Origin of the sequence: Rhodococcus sp. JS3073 (assembly GCF_026810085.1) — a bacterium.
GTDB classification, from domain to species: Bacteria; Actinomycetota; Actinomycetes; order Mycobacteriales; family Mycobacteriaceae; genus Rhodococcus_F; species Rhodococcus_F wratislaviensis.
The window spans coordinates 1,474,109-1,493,994 of the sequence record NZ_CP113951.1 but is presented as its reverse complement, the minus strand read 5'-3'; the positions used below and the strand labels follow the sequence as shown (position 1 = coordinate 1,493,994).

Here is a 19,886-nt window from a genome sequence, read left to right as displayed (position 1 = left end):
TCCGGTGACCATAGCTTGTGGCACGTGTGGTTCGTGTGATTGGTGATGCAACTGTTACGCGCGGCTACGGACACCTCGGGGGCCGCGGAGGGCGCCGTCTACGCTGTGCGGGACCGTTTCGGGATCGGCTGAGACATCTACACACCTCACGGGGAGAGCGCCACACTGTGTCCGACCATGCAGCGTCCGACGACGGAGCAGCCTCCGACGACCCGTCCTCCGAGCGTTCTCCCGCGTCCCGGGGAGCGTCCGCCCTGCACGGCTTGTTGCGGTGCGCGCCTGTGCTTCTCGTGTTGTCGGTGCTCGGGCGCATGGCGTGGACGCTGTTGAGTCCCAACGGGATGAACCTCGTCGACCTGCACGTCTACGTCGACGGTTCCGAGGCGCTCCGTGGTGGCAGTCTCTACGACTTCACCTATTCGGAAGTGACACCGGACTTTCCGCTGCCGTTCACCTACCCACCATTCGCCGCGCTGGTCTTCTTTCCCCTGCATTACCTGCCGTTCCCGCTGGTCGGGGTCGGCTGGCAACTGCTCACGATCCTCGCCCTGTACGCGCTGGCGCGAATGAGCCTGGGGCTCGTGCTCGGTGACGCCGCGCACAGCCCGCACTGGCGGGCGGTCGCGGTGCTGTGGACCACGGTGGGGGTGTGGGTGGAACCGGTGCGCACCACGCTGGACTACGGCCAGATCAACGTGTTCCTCGCGCTGCTCGTGATGACCGCGGTCCGCAGCTCCCGGTGGTGGCTGTCCGGTGCGCTCGTCGGTTTCGCCGCCGGGATCAAATTGACCCCGGCGATCACCGGCCTCTACTTCCTGATGCAGCGCCGGTGGAAGGCCGCGGTCTTCTCGGGTGTCGCGTTCGCCGCGACCGTCGGAGTCAGTTACCTCCTGATCGGCTCGGAGGCGCGGGAGTACTTCACCCACCTGCTCGGTGACGCCGATCGCATCGGGCCGGTCGGCTCGGTGTGGAATCAGTCCCTGCGCGGCGCGTTGTCGCGGCTGCTCGGGTACGACGTCGAGACGGGCGTCCTCTGGATGTTTGCCGTGGCGGTCACGGTGGTCCTCGCCGTCCTGGCCTGGCGGGCGATCGCCCGGGACGATCGGCTCGGCACCCTCGTCATCGTCGAGTTGCTGGGGCTGCTCGTCTCACCGATCTCGTGGTCGCACCACTGGGTGTGGGTCATTCCGATGCTGATCTGGTTGCTGCACGGCCCCTACGGATCGATGCTGGGCACCCGGATCCTCGCCGGATACTGGCTCGTCACCACCCTCATCGGCGTGCCGTGGGTTCTCAGCTTCTTCCAGGACTCGATCTGGCTGATCTCCCGGCCCGCGGTACTCGCGTGGCTGGGCACGGTCGACGTCGTCGGCGCATTCGGTGTCTACGCCTGGGTGGCCTACGCCGGACGCCGCACACAGCGTGCCGCCGCGGTCACCGGCACGATCAGCCCGCCAGTGCGTCGATCTGCGCAGCAAGATCCAGATCCAGCTGCGTGAGCCCGCCGGCGGAATGCGTCGACAGCGTGTAGGTGACCTTGCGCCACCTGATGTCGATGTCCGGATGGTGGTTCGCGGCCTCCGCCGCCTCCGCGACCTTCCCGACCAGCTCGACGGCGTCGGGGAAACTCGGCGACTCGACGGTGCGGACGAGGGAATCACCCGCCCGCCGCCACCCGGGCAGTTCTGCGAGCGCGGTGTCGATCTCTCCGTCTGACAGCAACTCGGCCATACCCCATGATGGTGCGGTGCCAGTGGAACGTGCAAGGCCTGCCGACCACACCGGAGAGGTGGTGGCGGCCGCGATCATCGTCGACGGCCGGCTGTTGCTCGCGCAGCGGACGCGGCCCCCGGAACTCGCGGGACAGTGGGAGCTGCCCGGGGGCAAGGCGGAGGCGGGGGAGACCGCCGACGACGCGCTGCGCCGCGAACTGCGAGAAGAGCTCGGGGTCGAGGTGTCGGGCGGCGACCGGATCGGTGAGGACGTGCCGCTGCCCGACGGCCGGGTGCTCCGCGCGTACCGGGTCGAACTGGTGTCGGGAACGCCCGTCGCACTCGATCACGCGGAACTGCGGTGGGTGGACGGACGGGAACTGGGGGAGATCGACCTCGTCGGCAACGACCGCGGGTGGGTGCCGGACCTGCGGCTGCACTTGAAAGGGTGGGGCTGACCTCAGGCTGCGCGGGCCTTCTTGAGCCCCTTCTTCAGTTCCTTCTTGGAAGCGCCCTCGTTCTCGAGCTTCTTCATGCGCATGATGACCACCGGGCACTTGATGCAGCGCGTCTTGCTGCGGCAGCACTTCTTCTTCGGTTTGAGACCCGAGACCTTGCTGGCCTTCACCTTGCCCATACTCGGCGCGGCCTTCCTACTACGGTGAACACCGGTATCTGCCGGCTCCACCCAGGTTAGCGTCCCCTCAGCTTTCGGCCCCGATCCACACCCGAGACAGGCCGAATTCGACGTGGCGCAGATCACTTTACGCTGGTCGGGCAGGCCCCGGGCGGCCGGCGATGCGCGAAGTAGGCGCTCGGGCGGGTAGTATTCACGTGGCCGCGATGCCTGCACTGGGCGATTTACCATCGCCTCGACGAGGATTCTGAATCGAGATGACAAGGCGGCCGCCAGAAAGCCGTGCGAGGGAACTTTCGCGTGGCCGAATCAACTCAGCCAGGAGAGCCACCGCGTGACCATCACCAGCTTCCGTAACGTTGCCATCGTCGCACACGTCGACCACGGCAAGACCACCCTCGTCGACGCCATGTTGCGCCAGTCGGGGGCATTCGAGGAGCGCGCCGAACTGGTCGATCGCGTCATGGACTCCGGCGACCTCGAACGCGAGAAGGGCATCACCATCCTCGCGAAGAACACCGCCGTCCACAAGCATCACGGTGACGGCAGTGTCACGGTCATCAACGTCATCGACACCCCCGGTCACGCCGACTTCGGTGGCGAGGTCGAGCGCGGCCTGTCCATGGTCGACGGTGTCGTCCTGCTCGTCGACGCGTCCGAGGGTCCGCTGCCGCAGACCCGCTTCGTGCTGCGCAAGGCGCTCGCCGCGTCGCTGCCCGTCATCCTGGTGGTCAACAAGACCGACCGGCCCGACGCCCGCATCGAAGAGGTCGTCTCCGAGAGCCACGACCTGCTGCTCGACCTGGCCTCCGACCTCGACGACGAGGCAGCGGAAGCCGCCGAGCTCGCCCTCGACCTTCCCGTTCTGTACGCCTCCGGCCGCGAGGGCAAGGCGTCCAAGGTTCAGCCCGAGAACGGTCACGCACCGGACGCCGAGAACCTCGACGCCCTGTTCGAGGTGCTCCTCAACTACGTGCCCGCGCCCAAGGGCAACGTCGACGCGCCGCTGCAGGCTCACGTCACCAACCTCGACGCCTCCGCGTTCCTCGGCCGCCTCGCGCTGGTCCGTATCCACAACGGCGAGCTGACCAAGGGTCAGACCGTCTCCTGGTGCCGCGAGGTGGACGGCGAGCCCGTCGTCACCAAGGCCAAGATCACCGAACTGCTCGCCACCAAGGGCGTCGAGCGTCAGCCCGCCGAGAAGGCCGTCGCCGGTGACATCGTCGCCGTCGCCGGTTTCCCCGACATCATGATCGGCGACACCCTCGCCGACCTGGAGAACCCGGTCCCGCTGCCGCGGATCACCGTCGACCAGCCCGCCATCTCGGTGACCATCGGCACCAACACCTCGCCGCTCGTCGGCCGGGTCAGCGGACACAAGCTGACCGCCCGCATGGTGAAGTCGCGTCTCGACCAGGAACTCGTCGGCAACGTCTCGCTCAAGGTCCTCGACATCGGTCGCCCCGACGCCTGGGAGGTCCAGGGCCGTGGTGAGCTCGCGCTCGCCATCCTGGTCGAGCAGATGCGCCGCGAGGGCTTCGAGCTGACCGTCGGCAAGCCGCAGGTGGTCACCCGTCAGGTCGACGGCAAGGTGCACGAGCCCTTCGAAGAGCTCACCATCGACAGCCCCGAGGAGTACCTCGGCGCCATCACCCAGCTCCTCGCCAACCGCAAGGGCAAGATGGTGCAGATGGCCAACCACGGCGCGGGCTGGGTCCGGATGGAGTTCATCGTTCCCTCGCGCGGCCTGATCGGCTTCCGCACCGACTTCCTCACCGAGACCCGCGGCACCGGCATCGCGAACGCCGTCTTCCACGGCTACGCGCCGTGGGCCGGCGAGATCCGCGCCCGCCACACCGGCTCGCTCGTCTCGGACCGCACCGGTTCGGTCACCCCGTTCGCGATGATCCAGCTCGCCGATCGCGGAACGTTCTTCGTCGAGCCTGGCGCCGACACGTACGAGGGCATGGTCGTGGGCATCAACCCGCGCCAGGAGGACCTCGACATCAACGTCACCCGCGAGAAGAAGCTGACCAACATGCGTCAGTCCTCCGCCGACGTGATGGAGACTCTCGCCAAGCCCATCAAGCTCGAGCTCGAAGGCGCGATGGAGTTCTGCGCCGGCGACGAGTGCGTGGAGGTCACCCCGGAGGTCGTGCGCGTGCGCAAGGTGCACCTGTCGGCCACCGACCGTGCCCGTGAGCGTTCGCGTTCCAAGGCCCGCGACAAGGCGGCCCTGTAGTCGGCTCGTCCGACCACGTCAGACACAACCGGGCGGATGTACCTTCGGTCGATCGGCGACCGAAGGTACATTCGCTCGTGGGTTTCCGGAGCCTTCCGGTCTCTCTGAGGAAAGGCGGCGCGGTGGTTGCTGGGGGTCGACTCGAGAGAGTTCGAGGAGTGCGGGGCCGAAGGCGTGGGAACGGTGCGGCAGTGACCGCGCTCCTGCTCGCAGTGTCGACGGCGATGCTCACGTCGTGCACCGCCGATCCGCCCCCGCCGGTCGAGAGCACCGACAGCCCCAAGCCGACGGTGTCGCCGACCGAGAAGCAGCCCGTCGTCGTGGCCATCGACGACGTGGGCAGCGGATTCAACCCGCACCTCCTGTCGGACCAGTCGCCGGCGAATTCCGCGGTCAGCGCACTCGTGCTGCCGAGCCCGTTCCGGCCGGTGCCCGATCCCGCCCGCCCGGGCGGAAGCAACTGGATTCCCGACTCCTCGCTCGTGATCTCCGCGGACGTCACGTCGCAGGAGCCGTTCATCGTCACGTACCAGCTGCGGAACGAGGCACAGTGGTCCGACGGTGCGCCCATCGCCGCCGAGGACTTCCGCTACCTGTGGCAGCAGATGATCAGTGCCCCCGGCGTGGTCGACCCCGCCGGCTACGAACTGATCGAGGACGTCAGGTCGTCCGGTGGCGGCAAGACGGTCAGCGTCGTGATGAAGGCCGCCTATCCGGCGTGGCGTGAACTCTTCACCGACCTGCTGCCGTCACATCTCATCAAGGATTCCCCCGGTGGCTTCGCGACCGGTCTGTCCGAGAACATCCCGGTGTCCGGCGGGCACTTCCACATCAAGTCGATCGACCGCGGACGCGACGAGATCCTGCTCGAACGCAACGACCGGTTCTGGGACAAGCCGGCAACTCCCGACCAGATCCTGATGCGCCGCGACGGCACGCCGTCGCAGCTCGCCGACTCGATGCGCAACAACGACACCCAGATCGTCCAGATTCACGGGGGCACAGCCACTTCCGCCCAGCTCGCGGCGATCCCCACGGTGCGGACCGGTGCGTCGTTCCAGCCGCGCGGACTCGACCTCACACTGAACGGCCGGGTTCCCGAACTCGCGGACGTCCGGGTGCGGAAGAGCCTGCTGGAGCTGCTGGACACCGAACTGCTCGCCGTCGTCGGCGCCGGCAGCGAGGCGGCAGCGGTCCCGGCACGCTCGCAGGTCTACGCCCCCTCCGATCCCGGTTACACCGCCACCGCCCCCGCGCGGCCGAGCCGCGAACAGGTGCTGGCGCAGCTGGCCGAATACGGATACGTCGCCGAAACACCCACGGACACCGTCGTTCCCGCAGGCGCGGCCCCGTCGACCCGGCTCGTCCGCGCCGGCGTCCCGCTGACGCTCGTCATCGGGACACCCGAGGGTGACGACACCGCGAGTGCGGTCGCCAACACGGCAGCCGACCAGTTGCGCGGCGCCGGCGTCGACGCCACCGTGACGTCCCTGCCCGCCGAGGAGCTGTACGGGGAGTCGCTGAGCAAGGGCGACATCGGAGCAGTCGTCGGATGGTCGCGCGCCGGGTCCGACCCCGCCACGGCGCTCGCGTCCCGTCACAGCTGTCCGCCCGCAGTGGTCGCGGCAACTCAGCAGAACACCGAAACCACCGGCCCGGAACGTGATGCGGTCTCGGAAGCCGAGGCCCCGTCGAACCTGTCGGGAGTCTGCGACCCCACCCTGCAGCCGTCCATCGACGCCGCGCTGCGTGGGGTCGGCGATGTGCCGCAGGCTCTCGCCGACGCCGACCGCAAACTCTGGGATCTGGCTGCGGTGCTGCCGATCATGCAGGACCGCACGCTGGTCGCGGCGGGACCCGGTGTCGACGGGGTGTCGCTGTCGGGCGCCGTGCCGGTCGGAATATTCAGTGACGCAGCGGACTGGAGCAGGATCAAGGAATGAGTGAGCGGCGACTTCTGCTGGTCCATGCCCATCCCGACGACGAGACCCTCACCACCGGCGGCACCATCGCGCGCTACGCCGCCGAGGGTGCCGACGTTCACGTCCTGACGTGCACGCTCGGCGAGGAAGGCGAGGTGATCGGCGAGGAGTGGGCGCAGCTGGTCGCGGACGCCGCGGATCAGCTCGGTGGGTTCCGGATCGGCGAGCTGACGTCCGCGCTGTCGTGTCTCGGTGCGGGAAGGCCGCGGTTCCTCCTGGGGGCGGGGCACTTCCGTGATTCCGGCATGGCGGGCACGGCGTCGGCGGCCGATCCGCGCGCCTTCGTCAACGCAGACCTCGACTCCGTGACGGCTGCGATGGTGGCGGTCATCCGGGAACTGCGGCCGCACGTCGTGGTCACCTACGACCCCGACGGCGGGTACGGGCACCCCGACCACATCCAGGTGCACACGATCACCACCGCGGCCGTCGAGGCGGCGGGTTCGGCGCGGTACCCGGACCGCGGTGAACCGTGGGACGTCGCGAAGCTGTACTGGACGGTGACCGAGGCGAGCGCGCTCGAGTCGGGAATCTGCCGAATCGGCGACATCCCCGACGGCTGGCGGCTGCCGGAGCCCGGCGAATTGCCGAGCGTCCCGGACACCGATGTGACGACGGTGATCGACGTGCGGGGCGTGCTCGACGCGAAGACGAAAGCGCTGTCGGCGCACGCCACCCAGGTGACGGTGGCGCCGAGCGGTACCGAGTACGCGCTCTCCAACGACATCGCGCAGCCGATCCTGGCGGAGGAGCATTTCGTGCTGGTCCGCGGCGCCGCCGGGGATCGGGACGCCGACGGCAGGGAGCGGGACCTCTTCGCCGGCATCGGTCACTGACCGCAGGTATCTGTGACGAGGGTTGCGTATTACACTGTGGCCCACGTCACGCAGCGGCCCCGGTCGAGTCCGTGTGACACCCGTCAGGAGAGGCGATAGATGTACAACTGGGATGTTCAGAACGCCATCGTCGCGTTCGTCGATACGCTCCGGCCGTCGTGGCCGGCCCAGCACGACCTGTACTACGGCGTGCTGTACGGATTCGCCGACATGCAGAGCCATTTGCTGACCCTGCTGGGCTACCCGCCCGTCGCCTGATCCACTATTGACACATGACCGTCGGCACCGCAGCGAAACCCGGGCACCTCGATGTTCTGGGGAGGGTCACCCTCGCGCTGCTGGTGTTCGACGGTTTTCTGTGCGCCGTCCTCTCGGTGCTCTTCCTGCCGGCCTACCTCGGCGCCACACCGTTTCCGATCAGCATCCTCGCCGCCGCGGTCGCGAACCTGGCGCTGGTGATCGCTGCCCGGTCGACGACCGGCCGGGTGGGGACGGGAGTGCTGCCGCTCGCGGGGTGGGGGTTCGGTTTCCTGCTCTGCATGTTCGGCGGTCCGGGCGGCGACGTGCTCCTGCTCGCGTCCGTCTGGACCCTCCTGCTCCTGTTCGGCTCCCTTGTCCCGGCGGCGGTCTACCTGTGGAAAGTCAGCGCGAAGGCGGCCTTCGGACCTGTTTCGCCGTCGGTGGGCGAGGGTACGCGGTAGCCACCAGCAGCCTGCTGAAGGAGCATCGCGATGGCAGATCAGAACTTCACGACCGACGACGCCGGCATCCCGGTATCGAGTGACGAACATTCGCTCACCATCGGGACGGACGGGCCCATCCTCCTCCAGGATCACTACCTGATCGAGAAGATGGCGCAGTTCAACCGCGAACGCGTTGCGGAGCGGCAACCGCACGCGAAGGGAGGCGGGGCGTTCGGACGGTTCGAAGTCACCGAGGACGTCTCCGCCTACACGAAAGCCGACCTCTTCCAGCCCGGAAAGAAAACGGATCTGCTGATCAGGTTCTCATCCGTGGCCGGTGAGCGCGGTAGCCCCGACACGTGGCGCGACCCACGCGGATTCGCGGTCAAGTTCTACACCGACCAGGGCAACTACGACATGGTCGGGAACAACACGCCCGTCTTCTTCATGCGCGACCCGATGAAGTTCCAGGACTTCATCCGGTCGCAGAAGCGGCGTGCCGACAACAACCTCCGCGACCACGACATGCAGTGGGACTTCTGGACGTTGTCCCCGGAGTCGGCTCACCAGGTCACGTGGCTCATGGGCGACCGCGGCATCCCGCGCACCTGGCGGCACATGAACGGGTACTCCAGCCACACATACATGTGGGTGAACGCCGCGGGCGACAAGTTCTGGGTGAAGTACCACTTCAAGACCGACCAGGGCATCGAGTTCTTCACGCAGCACGAGGGCGACCAGATGGCGTCCATGGACACCGACTACCACACGCGAGACCTGTGGGAGCACATCGAGGGCGGCCAGTACCCGAGCTGGACCTTGAACATGCAGATCATGCCGTTCGAGGATGCCGACGACTACCGGTTCAACCCGTTCGACCTCACCAAGGTGTGGCCGCACAGCGACTACCCGCTGATCCCCGTCGGCAGGATGACACTCGACCGCAACCCCACCGACTACCACTGTGAGATCGAGCAGGCCGCGTTCGAGCCCAGCAACCTGGTCCCCGGCATCGGCCCGAGCCCGGACAAGATGCTCATCGGCCGGCTGTTCTCCTACCCGGACGCCCACCGTTACCGGATCGGAGCGAATTACAAGGAGCTGCCCGTCAACAGGCCGCACGTGCCCGTCCGCTCGTACTCGAAGGACGGCAACATGCGCCACCACAACCCCGGGGATCCGGTCTACGTGCCGAATTCCAAGGGCGGCCCGCACGCCGACCCGTCGCAGGTGGGGGAGACCGCCACCTGGTACAGCGCCGGCGACATGGTCCGCTCGCCCTACGCGCTCCACAGGGACGACGACGACTGGGGTCAGGCCGGGACGATGGTCCGGGAAGTGCTCGACGACGCCGCCCGTGACCGCCTGGTGGACAACATCGTCGGCCATCTGCTGAACGGCGTCAGCGAACCCGTCCTGGCGAAGGCGTTCGAGTACTGGCGCAACGTCGACAAGACCCTCGGCGATCGGATCGCCGACGGGGTCGGGAAGAAACAGTCGGAGACCGACCCGAAGGCGGGCGAACAGGCCAATGCGGCGCGCAGCAGCGCGCAGGCGAAGGCCTAACGCTCGAACGCCACCGGGTGCCGAGGCTGGTACAGCATCATCTCGCCCGCCCCGGGAATCTTCAGGGACGTGGTGAGGCCGTACCCGTCGTCGCGGATTCCGCGGGTGAACTCGGCGCCCTTGGCTTCGAGTTCCGCGACGGTCGACTCGATGTCGTCGCACATCAGGGAGATTTCGTGGTGCGGCCGAGTCGACCACGGCTCACCGCCCCGCTCGTCCGAGGTGGGGTGCACACCCATCTCGGACGGTCCGGTGCGGAAAATCAGCCAGCCGCCGCCGGCGTCGACGTGTGACCAGCCGAGCACGTCGCGGAAGAAGTCGCGGGCCGCCTCGGCGTCGTCGGCGTAGACCAGTGTGTGCACAGCGGTGATCATGTGGGCAGCTTAGTTTCATTCGTCCGTCACACTGGGGGAATGTCGAATGACGAACTGTCCGGACTGACCATCGCCGTCACCGCCGAACGCCGGGCCGCCGAGTTCATCACCCTGCTCGAACGGCACGGGGCCGCCATCGTCCACACACCGGCGATCCACGTGCTGCCGCTCGTCGACGACTCCGATCTTCGGTCCCGTACCGCCGACATCATCGCGTCGCCGCCGGACCTCCTCGTCGTCAGCACCGCCGTCGGGTTCCGGGGGTGGCTGGACGCGGCGCGGGCCTGGGACGAGGAGGACGCACTGCTCGCCGCCCTGCGGTCGGCGCGGATCATCACCCGCGGTCCCAAGGCGAAGGGCGCCGTCCGCGGCGCCGGCCTGCGCGAGGAGTGGTCGCCGGAGACGGAATCGTCCGAGGAGGTGCACGAACACCTCGTCGCGGAGGGTGTGCGTGGTTTGCGCGTCGCCGTCCAGTTGCACGGCACCATCACCGAATGGGAACCGATGACCGACCTCAGCGTCTCCCTCGCCGGCGCCGGGGCCGAGACCACGGCCGTGTCGGTGTACCGGTGGATCAGACCTGAGAACCAGCAGCCGCTGCTGACACTGCTGGATCAGATCATCCGAGCCGAGGTCGACGCCGTCACCTTCACCAGCGCGCCCGCCGTGTCGTCCCTCCTCAGCACCGCGAAGGACACCGACCGAGTGGAGGCCCTCCTGCACGCGTTCCACGGTCCGGTCGCACCCGTCTGCGTCGGCTCGGTGACGGCCTCGCCCCTCACCGCCCTCGGCGTCGACACCATGCAGCCCGCCCGCCCGCGGCTGGGCAGCATGGCCAAATACATCATCGAGGAACTCCCGAACCGGCGGTAGCCGGACGAACGGGACGGTCGTTGCGTCAGATCGAACGGGCGTCCCGTTCGTCCGGGGTGGGGGAATCACCCGATCAGCCCGGCGACATGGGCGGCGTCGGACAGCACCGACTCGAGCATGGCGGGGGTGAGCCGGCCGGTGAAGGTGTTCTGCTGGCTGACGTGGTAGCAGCCGAACAGGTGCAGGGGACGGTCGGCGCCGGGGAGTTCGACGTGCGCGCCGTGCCCGAACTTGGGTCGAGGCCGGGGGACGGCCCAGCCGGCGTCGTCGAGGACGGGGAGCAGCGACTGCCAGCCGAATCCGCCGAGCACGATCACCGACCGCAGGTGGGGTCGCAGGATGCGCAGTTCGGCGTCGAGCCAGTGGCGGCAGGTGTCGCGTTCGCCGGGGGTGGGTTTGTTCGCGGGCGGCGCGCAGTGCACCGGGGACGTGATGCGGACGCCGAACAGCTCGAGGCCGTCGCCGATGTGGGTGGCGGTGGGCTGGCTCGCGAGTCCCACGGCGTGGAGTGCGGCGTAGAGGAAATCGCCGCTGCGGTCGCCGGTGAACATGCGCCCGGTGCGGTTCGCGCCGTGGGCGGCGGGGGCGAGACCGACGATCAGCAGGGACGCATCAGGTGGACCGAAACCGGGAACCGGACGGCCCCAATAGGTTTCGTCGCGGAACGACGCGCGCTTCTCGCGTGCGACCGTCTCCCGCCACTCGACGAGGCGGGGGCAGGCTCGGCATTCGATCAGCTGGGCGTCGAGACCGGCGATGTCGGTCAGCGCCGCGCCCACACGTCACCTCCGCCGGGTGTCACCGACTCGACGAGCGACCACGCCCGATCGGCGGGCAGGTCGATCACCAGGTATTTTCCGGTGCCCGCGGGAGTGGCGGCGATGACGGTCGCCACCCCGGCCCGCCGTTGGAAGAACGTCTGACGGACGGTCCACCCGATGATCCCGTCGGCTTCGAGACTGTCCCGGGCGCGGTCGAGGGAGCCGCTGCGGGTGATCAGCCACCCCGGCAGCACCGCATGGCCGAGGCCGCGGTACCGGTCCCAGGCCAGCACCACGCCGCCGACGGCGAGCGCGACGATCGCGGCCCACGCGGCCCAGAACACGGGCCGATCGAGGATCACGAAGACCAGGGCGACGGCGAGCGCGATCTCGGCGGGGATCAGGGCCCGCGTGTAACGCCGTCGCTGGGCGACCGGCCCGTGCGGGGTGAGCGGCACCGCGGCCTGACGGTGGTCGCCGATGACGGTGGCCATCACCCGCTCCGCTTCCGCGTGCGGAGCCTGGGGGAGCAGGAGTGAGGACTCCCGCCTCTCGGCGCTGACGCCGGTCATGACGGCATCCAGTCGGGCGCCGCCCGCGAGCCGGAGGAGGAGCGGCTCCTTGAGGGTCGTCCCGCGCAGGCGGGCGCGATCCAGGGTGGTCTGGCGGGTCTTCAGCAGACCGTGGCTGACGTGCAGGGTGCGGCCGTTGTCCGTCAGCGTCATGTTGCCGTACGTCAGGAGGTACCGGATGCAGGCCAGCGCGCTGGCGGCGATCAGGAGGACGACGATCCCGACGACGACCGCGATGGCGATCCCGATGCGCTCGGCCGATTCGATGCCCTCGGCCACCGTCGACGAGCGGGCGATCTTCGCGCCGATTCCGTACTGGAACGCGAGACCGACGATCGCCGCGATGGTCACCACGCCGGTCACCGAGAACGGGGCGTAGCGGACCCAGGCCGGTGTCCAGTGGCCGATCTCGGTGACCGCGGGCTCCTGCGTGACAGCGGTCTGCTCGACGTCGGCGGGGGGCCGGCGGGCGAGCAGTGCGGCCCGCAGGTCGGGAACCAGCCCGGTGGAGAGGGCGTTGAGTTCGAACTTCGCCGCGTCGGGTTTGGAACCCACTTGCTGCCCGGTGCCGATCCGCACGATCGACAGTCCGAGCAGGCGATGCAGGACCCCCGCCTCCACGTCGACGGATCGGATGCGGTTGCGTGGTACCGACAGCAGGCGTTTGCGGAACAGGCCCTGCCGCAGTTGCACGTGGACCGGGCCGATGCGGTAGCTCGTCGTGAACCACCGCGAGATGCCGAACACCACGAACGCGACGAGGGCGACGAGACTCCACACATGGTTGCCGCTCTGGGTGCCGATCACCAGCGAAATCAGCAACACGGGCAGAAGTTTGACGATCTCGTTGACAGGGTGGACGAGGAGCATCCGGCGGTCCAGGCGCAACCAGGGCTGTTCCTCCTCGGCGGCGACCGCGGCCTCGCCGTGCGCGATGGGGGGAGCGATTCCCGGTTCCGGTGCCGCACTCATGTGGCGTCACCGACATTGGTGCCCGCGATCTCGGTGAGCCGCGCGACGGTGCGGTCGGCGGTGTCCTGATCGAGCGCGGAGATCTTGACGGCACCGGCGGACGACGCCGTGGTGACGGTGACGGTCGCCAGCCCCAGCATCCGGTCGATGGGCCCGCGTTCGGTGTCGACGGTCTGGATGCGGGAGATGGGCGCGATGCGTCGTTCCTGGGTGAACCAGCCGCTGCGGGTGTAGACCGCGGTGTCGCTGATCTCCCAGCGGTGCACCCGGTACCGCCACAGCGGGACGACGGCGACGTGGAGGATCGCGAGCACGATTGTTACCGCGAGGACCGTGACGTGCACCCACACGGGCCACCAGTGGAAGACGAGAGCGACGGCCTGCACGACGAAGAGTGGAAGCCAGAGGAGGGCGGCGTTGATCGCCCACAGTTGCTTGGCCTTGGGGCTCGGCCGCCACAGCGGGTCTGCCATCGTGACGGTGGTGGGCACACTCATGCCCCCACTTTGGCCGTGCCCCGGCATTCTGTCGAGAACCGACCTATCGTGGGAGAACCCCCCGAAGTGAAAGGAGCGCAGACATGACGTCATTCGATGCGGCCGATTCTCCGGAGGTTCCCGAGGCAGACCGGCTGGAGCAAGAACTCGCCGTGGACGACGACAGTTCCGACGAGGTCGAAGAAGTGTCGTCGCTGGAGGTGAACGAGGCGGACGTGGCCGAACAGAGCCGGGCGGTCCCGGTCGACGAGGACTACCCCCGCGGGTAGCGATCCACCGGCTTGCGGGAGTCTGGGTGGCACCGGTTGTCATCGATGGCGCATGATCGCTGGGTGACCCATTCAGGTGAAGAATCCGGCCGACCCACGATGCTTCCCATGCCCGGTGTCCCGGCGCCGGCTCCGTCCGGCGCGTCTGCGCAGGAAGTGGCCCCTTCCGCCTCTGCTATGCGGCGGGTGCTGCGACGTGCCCGCGACGGCGCCACTCTGAACGTGGACGAGGCGACGACCCTGCTGCAGGCCCGCGGCGGCGACCTGGCCGACCTGTGTTCGTCGGCGGCGAAGGTCCGGGACGCCGGGTTGCTGGCGGCGGGCAGACCCAGGGCTGTCACGTACTCGCGCAAGGTGTTCATTCCGCTGACGCGGTTGTGCCGGGACAAGTGCCACTACTGCACGTTCGTGACCGTGCCCGGCAAGCTGCGGGCCGAGGGGCGCGGCGCGTATCTGGAACCGGACGAGGTGCTGGAGATCGCCCGGCAGGGCGCCGAATTGGGCTGCAAGGAAGCCCTGTTCACGTTGGGTGACCGTCCCGAGGATCGGTGGCCGGAGGCCAAGCAGTGGCTGGACGAGCGGGGCTACGATTCGACGCTGGACTACCTGCGGGCGATGTCGATCCGGGTGCTCGAGGAGACCGGGCTGCTGCCGCACCTGAACCCGGGTGTGATGAGCTGGGAGGAGATCTCTCGCCTCAAGCCGGTGGCCCCGTCGATGGGCATGATGCTCGAGACGACGTCCACCCGGTTGTTCACCGACAAGGGCGAGTGCCACTACGGCAGCCCCGACAAGGATCCGGCGGTACGGTTGCGCACGCTCACCGACGCCGGGCGGTTGAGTGTGCCGTTCACGACGGGCATTCTGGTGGGCATCGGCGAGACCGTGCGGGAACGGGCGGAATCGATCATGGCGATCCGCAAGTCGCACAAGGCGTTCGGGCACGTTCAGGAAGTGATCGTCCAGAACTTCCTCGCCAAGCCCGACACCGCGATGCGCGATGCCCCGGACGCGGGGCTCGAGGAGTTTCTCGCGACCATCGCCGTGTCCCGGCTGCTGCTGGGCCCGGGGATGCGCATCCAGTCGCCGCCCAACCTGGTGTCGAACACCGAATGCCTGGCGTTGCTGGGTGCCGGTGTCGACGACTGGGGTGGCGTGTCGCCGCTGACCCCGGACCACGTGAACCCGGAGCGGCCGTGGCCGAACCTGGACACCCTGGCCGCGATCACCGCGGAGGCCGGGTTCGAGCTCACCGAGCGCACGGCGGCGCAGCCGCAGTTCGTGCTGGCCGGCTCGCCCTGGATCGATCCGCGGATCACCGGGCACGTGCAGGCCCTCGCGGACCCGCACACCGGGCTGGCGAAGCCCGACACGACGCCGGTCGGGTTGCCGTGGCAGGAGCCGGACGAGTCCTGGGAGTCGGCCGGCCGGGTGGATCTGAACACCGAGATCGACACCGAGGGCCGCAACACCGAGACGCGCAGCGATTTGGGCAGCGCGTTCGGGGACTGGGAGACCGTCCGCGAGCAGGTGCTGGAGTTGAGCGGCCCGGTGCGGGTGGACACGGACGTCCTCGCGGCGCTGCGGGCCGCCGAGCGCGACCCGGCGGGCTGCACCGACGACGAATACCTGGCGTTGGCGACGGCCGAGGGTCCAGGGCTCGAGGCGATGGTGGCGCTGGCGGATGCGCTCCGCAAGGACGCCGTCGGCGACGAGGTGACCTATGTGGTGAACCGGAACATCAACTTCACCAACATCTGCTACACCGGCTGCCGCTTCTGCGCGTTCGCGCAGCGCAAGGGTGACGCGGACGCGTTCACGCTGTCCACCGGCGAGGTCGCGGACCGGGCGTGGGAGGCGCACGTCGCGGGCGCGACGGAGGTCTGCATGCAGGGCGGCATCGACCCGGAACTCCCGGTCACCGGGTACGCCGATCTGGTGCGTGCGGTGAAGGCGCGGGTGCCGTCGATGCACGTGCACGCGTTCTCCCCGATGGAGATCGTCAACGGCGCCTCCCGCGGCGGGCAGAGCATCCGGGACTGGCTGACGGAACTGCGTGAGGCGGGTCTGGACACCATTCCCGGCACGGCCGCGGAAATCCTGGACGACGAGGTGCGGTGGGTGCTCACCAAGGGCAAACTGCCCACCGCCACCTGGATCGAGGTGGTGACCACGGCGCACGAGCTGGGTCTGCGGTCGAGTTCGACGATGATGTACGGCCACGTCGACAACCCGAAGCACTGGGTCGGGCATCTGCGGGTGCTGCGCGGAATCCAGGACCGGACAGGCGGATTCACCGAGTTCGTTCCGCTGCCCTTCGTGCATCAGAGCGCGCCGTTGTATCTGGCGGGTGCGTCGCGGCCGGGCCCGACCAACCGGGACAACCGGGCCGTCCACGCCCTGGCCCGGATCATGCTGCACGGGCGGATCCCGAACATCCAGACCAGCTGGGTCAAGCTGGGCGTCACCGGCACCCAGGTGATGTTGCAGGGCGGCGCCAACGACCTCGGCGGCACCCTGATGGAGGAGACCATCTCCCGGATGGCGGGTTCGGAGCACGGATCCGAGAAGACCGTCGCCGAACTGCGGGCCATCGCCGAGGGCATCGGCCGCCCGGCACGCGAACGCACCACCACACACGCACGACGCGAGGGAAGGACGCCGGCCGCATGAGCGAGAAGGACCGGCTGGGCGACGACAAGGTCGTCGGCATCCTGGATCGTGCCGCGCGGGGTATAAACCCCGTGCTCGATCTGGCCCTCACGGATCCGTTCGGCATCAAGAGCCGGACGTTCACCCCGACAGCGGAGGACCGGGGCGCCGCGGAGGCGCTGCTCGACGGCATCGCCTGGGTTCTCGACACCGTGCAGTTCCCGGGGACGGCGTCGTGGGAGAGGGCGAGCGACGACGAGCGGGCACGGTGGTGGGTGACGCGGATCGGCGCGTTGAACACGATCGCGGTCGCGTTCCCTGGCATGTTCGGTGTGCTTCTCAATCGGCTCCCGATCCAGGACGTGCTCGGGTTCGCGAATCAGGCCGTCGTTCTCGTCGCCGTGGCCCGGGAACACGGCGTGACGAACCGATCCGAGCAGGTGGATCTGCTGGCGTCCGTGCTCTGCCGGCGTGAGACGGACGCGCCTGCGGTGCTCGCCGATACGACGCGATCCGATTCGGCGGACGGCCCGTCGATGTGGCACCCGTTCGCGCTGATGGGAGCGCTGTGGAGCACTGCCCGCACGGTGCGCGCGCTCAGTGACGAAATCGACAAGCGTCCTGGGCCGGGCTCGACCTACTCGCTGCTGGGCAACATCCCGGTGGTCGGTGTGGTGGCCGGGTATCTCGGCGAACGGGGCGCGCTGGTCAGAGCCGTGAAACAGGGCGAGCAGTGGATCGCGTCCCGGCCGCCGCTGCCCGCGGCGGTGCGCCGGGTCAGGTAACCCTCACCGCAGAGAGGTCCGCCGGGCAGGCGATAATAGTTTCTTCCGCGGGGTACAAGCGGCCCGTACCTCGTGCTTACTCGTGTCAGAAAGGCAGGGAGAGCGGCAGTGCCCTACACGATTGCTGAACCGTGCGTGGATGTGTTGGACAAGGCGTGTATCGAGGAATGCCCTGTCGACTGCATCTACGAGGGCGGGCGGATGCTGTACATCCATCCGGACGAATGCGTGGACTGCGGCGCCTGTGAACCCGTCTGCCCCGTCGAGGCCATCTTCTACGAAGACGACGTCCCGGACCAGTGGAACGGCTACATCGCCGCGAACGTCGACTTCTTCGACGACCTCGGTTCCCCCGGCGGCGCGGCGAAGCTGGGCAAGGTCGACTACGACCCGCCGTTCGTCAAGGCTCTGCCCCCCATGGGCGAGGACTAGATGTGCCTCGTATCCCGGTAGCCACAGCACTTCCCGACTTTCCGTGGGACTCGCTCGAGTCGGCGAAGGCGAAAGCCTTCGCCCACCCGGGTGGCATCGTCAACCTGTCGGTGGGAACCCCGGTCGACCCGGTTGCCCCGCTCATCCAGGACGCGCTGACCGCGGTCGCCGAGGTTCCGGGATATCCGACGACGCACGGCACGGAGGAGTTGCGTAACGCCGCGGTGGAGGCGCTGCGTCGCCGCTACGGAATCACCGGAATCGATCCGGCAGCGGTGCTGCCCGCGATCGGCACGAAGGAGCTCATCGCCTGGCTGCCGCGCCTTCTCGGGCTCGGCGCCGACGACCTCGTGGTCATCCCGGAGCTGGCGTACCCGACCTACGAGGTCGGAGCGCTGCTCGCGGGTGCGCGGGTGATTCGGGCAGACGGTCTCAACCGGCTCGGTCCGGAGGGCGCGTCGCTGATATTCGTGAACTCGCCGTCCAACCCCACCGGCAAGGTGCTCGGTCTCGAGCATCTGCGCAAGGTGGTCGACTGGGCGCGCAGCCGCGGCGCCATCGTGGCGTCCGACGAGTGCTACCTGGGATTGAGCTGGGAAGGCGAAGCCCTCTCGATCCTCGACGAGCGGGTGAACGACGGCGATCTCACCGGACTCCTCGCGGTGCACTCGCTGTCGAAGACCTCCAACCTCGCGAGTTACCGCGCGGGGTTCGTCACCGGTGACCCGGCGTTGGTGGCCGAACTGCTCGAGGTCCGCAAGCACGCGGGCATGATGGTGCCGTTGCCGATCCAGTCGGCGATGACCGCCGCGCTCAGCGACGACGACCACGAGAACGAGCAGCGTGAGCGGTACCGCCGTCGCCGCGAGATCCTCCTCGCAGCGGTGCGCGGCGCCGGGTTCACCGTCGACAACTCCGAAGCCGGGCTGTACCTGTGGGCGACCCGCGGCGAAGCCTGCCGGGACACCGTCGAGTGGTTCGCCGAGCGCGGCATCCTCGTGGCACCAGGGGAGTTCTACGGTCCCGGCGGGGGCACTCACGTGCGCATCGCCCTCACGGCCAGCGACGAACGCATCGCGGCCGCAGCCGAACGACTGGTCTGACCCGAGTCGGCCCGGACGGAGTGGTCACGGTGCAAGTATTGGGCCGTGACCCTCGACGACGTCGCCGACGAACTGTACGGCCTCGACCCCGGTGAGTTCGTCGAGGCGCGCACCGCGCAGGTGACCGCAGCGCGGGAGAATAAGGACCGCGCGCTGGCGACCGAGATCGGGAAACTGCGGAAGCCGACCGTCGTCGGCTGGCTGGTCAACCTGCTCGCCCGCGAGCTGCCCGACGAAATCGGCGCGCTCCTCACCCTCGGGGACGCCCTCCGTGACGCGCAGCGACACCTGTCCGGCCCGGACCTCCGGCGGCTGAACACGCAACGGCAGCAGGTGGTGCGCGCGTTGGCGCGCAAGGCCGGTGAACTCGCCGCAGAGCGAGGCCGGACGGTCGGGGAGGACGCGCTGCGGGATGTCGGCCAGACGCTGCACGCCGCTCTCGCCGACGCCGAGACCGCCGAACAGGTGCGGCGCGGCCGGGTGGTGACGGCGGCGAGCTACAGCGGTTTCGGTCCGGCCGGACTCGCCGTGGTCCAGGGAAAGAGCGTGAAGTCCGAACCTGCCGCCACGCCCCCGGCCGAGAAGCCGGGGAAGAAGTCGAAGAAGAAGTCGGCGGAACGCGACCGCGACGCCGAACGCGCGGCGGCCGAGGCCGAACTGGCGGACGTCACGTCGCAGGCCGACGAGGTCCGCGGCGAACTGAACGACGCGAGAACGGAACTGGAGCAGGCGCGGTCGACGCTGACGGAGATCGACCATCGGATCGAGGAACTGCGCGCCGAACTCGAACACGCCGAGCAGGAGCGGCAGTTCACCCGGAACTCGGAGAAAGCCGCGGCGGAGGCAGTGCACCGGGGGGAACGCGATCTCGACGCGGCGGAGCGGCGCGTCGACGAAGCGCGGCGCGCAGTCGACGACCTCGGCTGAGGGATGGGCGG

At 68.7% G+C, this 19,886-nt stretch carries 21 protein-coding genes; 15 read left to right on the top strand and 6 right to left on the bottom strand.

Translation table 11 applies throughout. From position 1 onward, the window contains the following. Positions 1–167: 167 nt before the first annotated feature. Positions 168–1,499 carry a mannosyltransferase gene (locus OYT95_RS07000; protein WP_268791054.1) on the top strand — a complete coding sequence of 444 codons (1,332 nt, stop codon included), beginning with the start codon at positions 168–170 and terminating at the stop codon, positions 1,497–1,499. Here the strand turns inward: OYT95_RS07000 and OYT95_RS06995 are convergent. Further along, on the bottom strand, positions 1,447–1,731 hold the full coding sequence (locus OYT95_RS06995) for a 4a-hydroxytetrahydrobiopterin dehydratase (protein WP_037231622.1): 285 nt from the start codon (positions 1,729–1,731) through the stop codon (positions 1,447–1,449). The genes OYT95_RS07000 and OYT95_RS06995 overlap by 53 nt on opposite strands. Before the next feature lie 58 nt (positions 1,732–1,789). On the opposite strand from OYT95_RS06995, the gene OYT95_RS06990 reads away from it, so the two are divergent. Next, positions 1,790–2,170: a (deoxy)nucleoside triphosphate pyrophosphohydrolase gene (locus tag OYT95_RS06990; protein ID WP_037231624.1), complete on the top strand. Its 381-nt coding sequence runs from the start codon at positions 1,790–1,792 to the stop codon at positions 2,168–2,170. Between the two features lie 2 nt (positions 2,171–2,172). Here OYT95_RS06990 and OYT95_RS06985 read toward each other — a convergent pair whose 3' ends face one another. After that, complete coding sequence (locus tag OYT95_RS06985; RefSeq protein WP_162130660.1) at positions 2,173–2,340, bottom strand: hypothetical protein; 168 nt, start codon at positions 2,338–2,340, stop codon at positions 2,173–2,175. Between the two features lie 343 nt (positions 2,341–2,683). Between OYT95_RS06985 and typA the strand changes: the two genes are divergently transcribed. From typA to OYT95_RS06955, 6 genes are all read left to right on the top strand, one after another. Then, complete coding sequence (gene typA / locus OYT95_RS06980) at positions 2,684–4,591, top strand: translational GTPase TypA (RefSeq protein ID WP_005239154.1); 1,908 nt, start codon at positions 2,684–2,686, stop codon at positions 4,589–4,591. A 122-nt stretch (positions 4,592–4,713) separates the two neighbouring features. Beyond that, entirely contained in the window at positions 4,714–6,534 is a 1,821-nt protein-coding gene (locus OYT95_RS06975) for an ABC transporter family substrate-binding protein (RefSeq protein ID WP_328286537.1), read from the top strand. Continuing rightward, positions 6,531–7,409, top strand: a complete 879-nt coding sequence (gene mshB / locus OYT95_RS06970; protein WP_128639211.1) for an N-acetyl-1-D-myo-inositol-2-amino-2-deoxy-alpha-D-glucopyranoside deacetylase — start codon at positions 6,531–6,533, stop codon at positions 7,407–7,409. Before OYT95_RS06975 ends, mshB begins: the two co-directional genes overlap by 4 nt. A 99-nt stretch (positions 7,410–7,508) precedes the next feature. Then, positions 7,509–7,667 carry a hypothetical protein gene (locus OYT95_RS06965; protein ID WP_167344029.1) on the top strand — a complete coding sequence of 53 codons (159 nt, stop codon included), beginning with the start codon at positions 7,509–7,511 and terminating at the stop codon, positions 7,665–7,667. 14 nt (positions 7,668–7,681) lie between these two features. Beyond that, entirely contained in the window at positions 7,682–8,110 is a 429-nt protein-coding gene (locus tag OYT95_RS06960; protein ID WP_037231632.1) for a hypothetical protein, read from the top strand. 30 nt (positions 8,111–8,140) lie between these two features. Next, entirely contained in the window at positions 8,141–9,658 is a 1,518-nt protein-coding gene (locus OYT95_RS06955; RefSeq protein WP_037231634.1) for a catalase, read from the top strand. Here OYT95_RS06955 and OYT95_RS06950 read toward each other — a convergent pair. Then, the gene (locus OYT95_RS06950) at positions 9,655–10,032 is read right to left on the bottom strand and encodes a VOC family protein (RefSeq protein ID WP_037231636.1); all 378 of its coding nucleotides are present in this window, start codon (positions 10,030–10,032) and stop codon (positions 9,655–9,657) included. The two genes, OYT95_RS06955 and OYT95_RS06950, sit on opposite strands and share 4 nt — an antisense overlap. A 39-nt stretch (positions 10,033–10,071) precedes the next feature. On the opposite strand from OYT95_RS06950, the gene OYT95_RS06945 reads away from it, so the two are divergent. Then, positions 10,072–10,905: a uroporphyrinogen-III synthase gene (locus OYT95_RS06945; protein WP_112299134.1), complete on the top strand. Its 834-nt coding sequence runs from the start codon at positions 10,072–10,074 to the stop codon at positions 10,903–10,905. 65 nt (positions 10,906–10,970) lie between these two features. Here OYT95_RS06945 and OYT95_RS06940 read toward each other — a convergent pair whose 3' ends face one another. The 3 genes from OYT95_RS06940 to OYT95_RS06930 are packed head-to-tail and all read right to left on the bottom strand — an operon-like array spanning position 10,971 to position 13,707. Further along, complete coding sequence (locus tag OYT95_RS06940) at positions 10,971–11,684, bottom strand: uracil-DNA glycosylase (protein WP_112299135.1); 714 nt, start codon at positions 11,682–11,684, stop codon at positions 10,971–10,973. After that, positions 11,669–13,210 carry a PH domain-containing protein gene (locus tag OYT95_RS06935; protein ID WP_268791053.1) on the bottom strand — a complete coding sequence of 514 codons (1,542 nt, stop codon included), beginning with the start codon at positions 13,208–13,210 and terminating at the stop codon, positions 11,669–11,671. The genes OYT95_RS06940 and OYT95_RS06935 overlap by 16 nt, the downstream gene beginning before the upstream one ends. After that, complete coding sequence (locus OYT95_RS06930) at positions 13,207–13,707, bottom strand: PH domain-containing protein (protein WP_112299137.1); 501 nt, start codon at positions 13,705–13,707, stop codon at positions 13,207–13,209. Before OYT95_RS06930 ends, OYT95_RS06935 begins: the two co-directional genes overlap by 4 nt. 83 nt (positions 13,708–13,790) lie before the next feature. Between OYT95_RS06930 and OYT95_RS06925 the strand changes: the two genes are divergently transcribed. The 6 genes from OYT95_RS06925 (at position 13,791) to OYT95_RS06900 (ending at position 19,875) form a co-directional block, all read left to right on the top strand. Then, positions 13,791–13,976, top strand: coding sequence for a hypothetical protein (locus OYT95_RS06925; RefSeq protein ID WP_005239177.1), 186 nt, complete (start codon positions 13,791–13,793; stop codon positions 13,974–13,976). Positions 13,977–14,021: 45 nt separating this feature from the next. Further along, on the top strand, positions 14,022–16,649 hold the full coding sequence (locus OYT95_RS06920) for a bifunctional FO biosynthesis protein CofGH (protein ID WP_442972549.1): 2,628 nt from the start codon (positions 14,022–14,024) through the stop codon (positions 16,647–16,649). Then, complete coding sequence (locus OYT95_RS06915) at positions 16,646–17,413, top strand: hypothetical protein (RefSeq protein ID WP_037231651.1); 768 nt, start codon at positions 16,646–16,648, stop codon at positions 17,411–17,413. Before OYT95_RS06920 ends, OYT95_RS06915 begins: the two co-directional genes overlap by 4 nt. A 108-nt stretch (positions 17,414–17,521) precedes the next feature. Further along, complete coding sequence (gene fdxA, locus OYT95_RS06910) at positions 17,522–17,845, top strand: ferredoxin (protein ID WP_005263360.1); 324 nt, start codon at positions 17,522–17,524, stop codon at positions 17,843–17,845. A gap of 2 nt (positions 17,846–17,847) precedes the next feature. Continuing rightward, entirely contained in the window at positions 17,848–18,948 is a 1,101-nt protein-coding gene (gene dapC, locus OYT95_RS06905) for a succinyldiaminopimelate transaminase (protein ID WP_268791052.1), read from the top strand. Between the two features lie 45 nt (positions 18,949–18,993). Further along, positions 18,994–19,875 carry a hypothetical protein gene (locus OYT95_RS06900; protein ID WP_268791051.1) on the top strand — a complete coding sequence of 294 codons (882 nt, stop codon included), beginning with the start codon at positions 18,994–18,996 and terminating at the stop codon, positions 19,873–19,875. Positions 19,876–19,886 lie beyond the last annotated feature (11 nt).

What these genes read in the sequence shown, in the direction of transcription:
- OYT95_RS06995 (WP_037231622.1), bottom strand. Translation starts at nt 1,731, where the DNA reads ATGGCCGAGTTGCTGTCAGACGGAGAGATCGACACCGCGCTCGCAGAA.
- mshB (WP_128639211.1), top strand. Translation starts at nt 6,531, where the DNA reads ATGAGTGAGCGGCGACTTCTGCTGGTCCATGCCCATCCCGACGACGAG.
- OYT95_RS06965 (WP_167344029.1), top strand. Translation starts at nt 7,509, where the DNA reads ATGTACAACTGGGATGTTCAGAACGCCATCGTCGCGTTCGTCGATACG.
- OYT95_RS06960 (WP_037231632.1), top strand. Translation starts at nt 7,682, where the DNA reads ATGACCGTCGGCACCGCAGCGAAACCCGGGCACCTCGATGTTCTGGGG.
- OYT95_RS06955 (WP_037231634.1), top strand. Translation starts at nt 8,141, where the DNA reads ATGGCAGATCAGAACTTCACGACCGACGACGCCGGCATCCCGGTATCG.
- OYT95_RS06950 (WP_037231636.1), bottom strand. Translation starts at nt 10,032, where the DNA reads ATGATCACCGCTGTGCACACACTGGTCTACGCCGACGACGCCGAGGCG.
- OYT95_RS06945 (WP_112299134.1), top strand. Translation starts at nt 10,072, where the DNA reads ATGTCGAATGACGAACTGTCCGGACTGACCATCGCCGTCACCGCCGAA.
- OYT95_RS06935 (WP_268791053.1), bottom strand. Translation starts at nt 13,210, where the DNA reads ATGAGTGCGGCACCGGAACCGGGAATCGCTCCCCCCATCGCGCACGGC.
- OYT95_RS06930 (WP_112299137.1), bottom strand. Translation starts at nt 13,707, where the DNA reads ATGAGTGTGCCCACCACCGTCACGATGGCAGACCCGCTGTGGCGGCCG.
- OYT95_RS06925 (WP_005239177.1), top strand. Translation starts at nt 13,791, where the DNA reads ATGACGTCATTCGATGCGGCCGATTCTCCGGAGGTTCCCGAGGCAGAC.
- OYT95_RS06920 (WP_442972549.1), top strand. Translation starts at nt 14,022, where the DNA reads ATGGCGCATGATCGCTGGGTGACCCATTCAGGTGAAGAATCCGGCCGA.
- OYT95_RS06915 (WP_037231651.1), top strand. Translation starts at nt 16,646, where the DNA reads ATGAGCGAGAAGGACCGGCTGGGCGACGACAAGGTCGTCGGCATCCTG.